Source organism: Nocardiopsis sp. NPDC055824, from assembly GCF_053616335.1.
This window is the reverse complement of sequence record NZ_JBSHDN010000106.1, coordinates 1-5,969: the sequence shown is the minus strand read 5'-3', so window position 1 is coordinate 5,969 and position 5,969 is coordinate 1. Positions and strand designations below refer to the sequence as shown.

3 protein-coding genes are annotated in these 5,969 nt (G+C 76.5%); 1 reads left to right on the top strand and 2 read right to left on the bottom strand.

Features of this window, described 5'->3' with window-relative positions; translation table 11 throughout:
• Positions 1-1,377, bottom strand: a 1,377-nt coding sequence (locus ACWGL3_RS20235; RefSeq protein WP_452461669.1) for a hypothetical protein, incomplete at its 3' end; no start/stop codon positions are given.
• Positions 1,378-1,731: 354 nt separating this feature from the next.
• Positions 1,732-2,367, bottom strand: a complete 636-nt coding sequence (locus tag ACWGL3_RS20230; RefSeq protein ID WP_267949116.1) for a YbhB/YbcL family Raf kinase inhibitor-like protein — start codon at positions 2,365-2,367, stop codon at positions 1,732-1,734.
• Positions 2,368-2,635: 268 nt separating this feature from the next.
• Here ACWGL3_RS20230 and ACWGL3_RS20225 point away from each other — a divergent pair, with 268 nt between their 5' ends.
• Complete coding sequence (locus tag ACWGL3_RS20225; RefSeq protein ID WP_452461668.1) at positions 2,636-5,917, top strand: ATP-binding protein; 3,282 nt, start codon at positions 2,636-2,638, stop codon at positions 5,915-5,917.
• The last annotated feature ends 52 nt before the right edge of the window (positions 5,918-5,969 follow it).

Genomic DNA, 5,969 nt, shown 5'->3' with positions numbered 1-5,969 from the left:
GGAGGGCCGCGTGTGGGTGCCCGTGTCGTAGCCGGGGAGCCCGGTGCCCGCGTGGTCCCCCCGTGTGTGGGTGCCGGTGTCGTAGTCGGATCGGGTGAAGGAGTCGGTGTCGTAGCCGCCCTCGGACCGGGGGGCCGCCGGGTAGCCGCCGCCCAGGGGGTCCGCGGAGCCGCTCCCGCCGAACGGGGGCGTCGTCGCGCCGGACCCGGGGGAGGAGGGGCCGCCGTAACCGAAGTCGGAGCGCTGGTGTGCGCCGGTGTCCATGCTGGACCATATCGGCGAGTCGACGTCGGAGCCGTGCGCCGGGGTCGTGGCCCGGAACCCCGGGGAGAGCGGGTCGCTCGCGGCCGGGCTCTCCGGGCGGCCCGCGCCCTGGTGGTCCGACCGGCCCGGCGAGGCGCCGCCGTAGGACGGGAGGCCGCCGAGCGGGGAGCCGGTCCCCGGCGCCGGGCCGGAACCGCCGAGCGGGTCGCGCGAGTCCGGGGTTCCCAGGGGGGAGGGGCCCGCCAGGGGGTCGGTCCGCGGCTGGGAGTAGGAGGCCCCGGGCGTCCACGAGCCCGAGCCGAGCGGGTCGTCGTCCCGGGGGGCGGAGGCCGCGGGTGCGGCGTGCTGTGCCGGGGGCAGGCCCTGCGCGGGCGCGGCCCCCTGGGGCGAGGTGAGGGCGGAGCGCTCCGGACGCGGCGGGAGCGCGCGCTCGTCCGGGCCGAGCGGGTCCGGCCCGGCCGCGCCGGACTGTCCGTGCCTGCCGGACCGCCCCGCCGGCTCGTCCGGCTGGGGGGAGGCCTGCTCCTGCCCCAGGCTCGCCAGCATCGCCAGGTCGGCGGAGGGGCCGCCGGCCCCGGTCGCCGCGGGCAGGATCGTGGTCGCCCCGGGGGGACCGGTCTCCTCCTCGAAGTCCTCGTACCCGTCGTCGTAGTCGTCTTCCTCGTACTCGTACGCGGTGACGCTGGGGCTCCGGTCCTCGCGGTCGCCGCGGCGGCCGCGGGGCTCCGAGGAGCGCTGGGCCGGGCCGTCCTCGCTCAGGCTGGACCAGAAGTCGTTGTCGGACAGGCCGTCCGCGTCGTCATCGTCGTCCCAGTCGACCTCGCGCTTGCGCCGGCCCTTGGAGCGCCTCTCCGACCGGCCGCCGCCGTCCTGGTGCCCGCGGCGGGACCGCCCGCGCGGTGCGGGTTCCTCGTCGCCGCGGTCCTCGGGGAGGTCGCGTTCCTGTGCGCGGTCGGGGTCGCGACCGGAGTCCTCGGTGTCGTCGTACTCGTATTCGTCGTCGTAGTCGTCCTCGCGGGAGCCGACGCTCAGAGCGCGCATGCCCAGCAGGAGCAGGACGAGCACGGCGAGCACGACGATGACGGCGATGATGATGATGACGGTGACGGTCATGGTCTACGCACTACCTTGGGGAGGTCGGCCGCGCCCGGGTCGCACCGGGGACCGGAGTGTCGGGAACCGGCCGGGGATGTGCGGCGGCCGCCTGGTTCCGTGATGGCCCGGTCTGTCCGACCTGCGTGGCACGAGGGGTGCAGGTGGTCCGGTGCGGTTCCAGGTCGGTGCGCCGCGCGGCGAGTGGACGGGAATCGGTCATCTGAAATGGGGCGAGGGGCACTGCCCCACTGTATGCGCTGTCGCGCCCCGTGTGCAGAGGGCGACGGATGCTTCCTGGGCGGATCCCCGTGGCCCCGGTTTCCCGTGGCCACGGGGATCCGGGGCGCCGGAGAGGATCTCCTATGGCCTATGTCACCCGGCGTTGGTCGTGACCAGGGACCCGCGGGCGACGGCCTGGTCGGCGATGGCGTCCAGGGCCGCGTCCAGCGACGCGCCCTCCGGCAGGTCCAGCGGGTTCGCCAGCGCGTACACGGTGAACCTGTACTCGTACGACGCCTCCGGTTCCGGGCACGGCGCCCCGTACTCCGCGACGCCCTGGGAGTTCTGCCCCTGCTTGGCGTCGGCCGGAACGCTGTTCTGCCGCAGCTCCACCAGCTGCGGGTCCAGGTCGTAGACCACCCAGAACACCTGGGCCACCTGGGGGTCGTCGACCACCAGGGCGATGGAGCCCGCCTCGTCGGGCAGCCCCGACCAGCTCAGCGGCGGCGAGGACGCCTCCTGCGCCTCCTGCTCCCCACCGTCCGCCGAAGCGCCGTCCGAGGCCCCCTCGCAGGTGTAGGCCGCCGGAAGCGGCTGCCCCTCCTGCATCAGGGGGCTGGTGACGTTGATGTCGTCGGGCATGTCACCGTTCTGCCCCGGGGCGAGGATGCCGCAACCCGTGGTCAGGACCAGTGCGGCCCCCGCCGCCACCGCGCCCGCGAGCGCTGCGGGGGACGTGCGGGCCGTGCGCGCACCGGTGGACCGGGGGGAGGGGAGGGCCGGGAACAATGGGAACTCCTGCTGGACTTTCGGGCCGTGGAGGCGGGACTCGCTGTGGACCGGCACGGCGTCGGGAGGACACCCGGCGCCGGGCTCGGGGAGGGAACGCGGGGGAGCCGCCACAGGGCTCCGGCGACACGTTCCTGAGCGAACCCTACTGTGGTCAGGCGGGCGTTCGGGCGGCCGTCCCGGCCCGCGGCCCGCCCGCGGGCCCGGGAGCGGGCCCGCCGGAGCACGGCTCCGCGCACTCCCCGGCCGGATCGGTGATCATGGGTCGGTGCGGTTCTCCATCCTTGGGCCCCTCCTGGTGCACGACGCGACCGGAAGGCCCGTCACCATCGGCGGCGCGCGGCTGCGCGTCCTCCTCTGCCTCCTCCTGCTCCGCGCCGGGCGGCGCGTGCCCGTCGAACAGCTCGTCGACGGCATCTGGGCGGGCGACCCCCCGGCCTCGGCGGGCAACGCCCTCCAGGCGCTCGTCTCCCGCCTGCGCCGGGCCCTGGGCACAGGCGCCGCCGTCGACGGCGACGGCACGGGCTACCGGCTGGACGTCGACCCCGGACAGGTCGACCTCGACCGCTTCGAGGACCTGGCCGCGAAGGGCAGGGCCCGCCTCGCCGCAGGTCGGCCCGCCGACGCCGAACGGGACCTGGGCGCGGCGCTCGCCCTGTGGCGGGGGCCGGCGCTGTCCGACCTGACCGCGCACGGCATCGCCGAGGACATCGCGCTGGGCCTGGCCGAGACCCACCGGTCCGCGGCCGAGGACCACCTGGCGGCCCGCGCCGACCTCGGCCACCACGCCGAGATCCTGCCCCGCGTCGAGGCGCTCGCCCGGCGCGAGCCGGACCGAGAGCGCCCCGTCGAGCTGCTCATGCGGGTGCTGGCCGCGACCGGGCGCACGGCGGACGCCCTGGCCGCCTACGAGCGCTTCCGCGGCCGCCTCGCCGACAACCTGGGCCTGGACCCCTCGCCCCAGCTGCGCGACACCCACCTGCGGCTGCTGCGCGGCGAGTTCGACGCGCCCTCCCCCGAGCCCGCGACCCCGCCGAACCTGCACCTGCCCGCCACCCTGACCGGTTTCGTGCCGCGCGACACCGAGCTGGGGACCGCCGTGGGCCTCCTCACCACCGGGCGCCTGGTCACCCTGACCGGGCCCGGCGGGGCGGGGAAGACGCGCCTGGCGATCGAGGCCGCCACCGCCCTGGCCGCACGCGCTCCGCACCTGCTCGCCCGGGGAGGCTGGTTCGTCGAACTCGCGTCCAGGTCCGGCGCCGACGTCCCGGACGCCCTGGCCGGCGCCCTGGGACTGCGCGAGTACGCCATGCTCCGGGCGGCGTCCTCCCGGGCGCCGGTCCCCCCGCTGGAACGGGTCGTCTCCCACATCGGCGACCGTCCCGCGCTCATCGTGCTCGACAACTGCGAGCACCTCGTCGAGGACGTGGCCAGGGCCGTGGAGCCCCTTCTCGCCCGCTGCCCCCGCCTGCGCGTCCTGACCACCTCCCGCGAACCCCTCGGCGTCCCGGGCGAACAGCTCATGCCCGTGCCCTCCCTGGCGCTGCCGCCCGAGGGTGCCGACGCCGCGAAGGCCGTCACCTACCCCTCCGTCGCCCTGTTCGCCGAGCGGGCCGCCTCGGTGCGCCCCGGCTTCGCCGTCACGCCCGGCAACGTCGCCCACGTCGTCCGCGTGGCGCGGGAGCTGGACGGCATGCCCCTCGCCCTGGAGCTGGCCGCCGCCAGGCTGCGCTCCATGACCGCCGCCCAGCTCGCCGAGAGGCTGTCCGACCGTTTCCGGCTGCTCACCGGGGGCAGCCGGGGCGCGCTGCCGCGCCACCGCACGCTGAGGGCCGTCGTCGACTGGAGCTGGGAACTCCTCGACGAACCCGAGCGGCGCCTGCTGCGGCGCCTGTCGGTCTTCGCCGGCGGCGCGACCCTGGAGGCCGTCGAGCGGCTCTGCGCCGACCCCGCACCGGGCCCCGGCACGGAGGGACGGGTGGACGGCCGGGACGTGTGGACCGTCCTGTTCTCCCTGGTGGACAAGTCGCTCGTGATCGCCGAGAACCCCGTCGGCGACGACGCCCCGCCCCGCTACCGGCAGTTGGAGACCGTCCGTGCCTACGCCGCCGAGAGGCTGGCCCTCAGCGGTGAGGAGGTGCGCGTGCGCGACACCCACGCGCGCCACGTCCGCGACCTGTGGCGCGCGGCGGACCCGCTCCTGCGCGGGCGGCGCCAGGGCGAACTGCTCGCGCGCCTGGCCCCCGAGTCCGCGGACCACGGCGCGGCGGTGCGGTGGGCGGTGGAGCGCGCGGACGCCGGGCTCGCCCTGGACCTGGTCGAGCACACCCAGTGGTACTGGACCCTGGGAGGGTCCTGGCGCCGGCTGGTCCGCTGGTCGGAGGCGGTCCTGGACATGCTCGGCGGCCGCGTCCCCGAGGGCAGGGCCGTCGCCTACGCCAGCTGCCTGTTCCACCGGGCGGGCGACGGTTCGACGCACCACGCCACGGTGGAGGCGGCCATCAGGGAGGTCGAGGAGGTCGTCGCGTCGTCGGGCGGGCGGGTCGAGCGCCATCCCGTGCTCGTCCACTGCCTGCTGTACAGGGCGATGCTCCAGGGGCGGTCCGGTGACGCCTACGAGCGCCTGGCCGCGGCCCTGGACCAGCCCGACCCCTGGATGCGCGCGATGGTGCGCGTCCTGCTGTCCCTGCTCGACGCCGTCACCGGCCACACCGGGGAGTCCGCGGACAAGGCGGAGGCCGCACTGGAGGAGTTCCGTGCCTGCGGCGACGCCTGGGGCGCGTGCCAGGCGCTCGCCCAGCTGGTGGACGTGTACCGCTTCGAGGACCTCGAACGCTGCCGCGAGCTGCTGACCGACGGGATGCGGCTGGCCTCGGAGTCGGGCCTGACGGGGATGGCGGCGGTGTTCCGGGTCCGACGGGCCCAGACCCTCACCGACCTCGGGGAGCTGGATGCGGCCCGCCGGGACCTGGGGGCGCTGTCCGACTTCGAGGACCCGGTCCAGGACGAGCACAGGGTGCTGCTGTCGCTGGCGGAGGCGCACTGGCTCGGCGAGGCAGGGGAGCTGGAGCGCGCCCGCGAGGTCGTCGACCGGATGCGGCAGGAGCTGAGCGGCCTGGGCGGGTTCTCACCGGTCTACCTGGAGGGGGGCCTGGGGGCCATGTCCGCGCTCCTGCACTGGAAGGCCGGAGAGCGGGAGGCGGCCTGGCGGGACATCGGCCGCGCGTGGTGGACGGCCTCCCACGGGCTGCGCCCCGTCTGCGCGGAGATCCTGGACGTCTTCGCGATGATGCTGGCGGGGGAGGAACCGCGCCGGGCGGCCCGCATGCTCGGGTACGCCGAGGGGCTGCGCGGCGTCCCCGACCGCACCACCCCGTTCGTGGTGCGGGCGCGGGAGCGGGTACGCGCGGAACTGGGCGGGGCCGCGTACGAGCGGCTGGCCGCGGAGGCGAGGGGCACGGACGAGGACGAGGTCCTGGCGGGTGTGGGCGAGTGGCTGGCCCCGCTCGTGCCCGACCACAGGCCGGGGAGCCGGCGCTCCGGCCGGTGACCGGACGGGGGCCGGAGGGGCCGCGCCGCCCCCGGGGCCCGGGGGGGGGCGC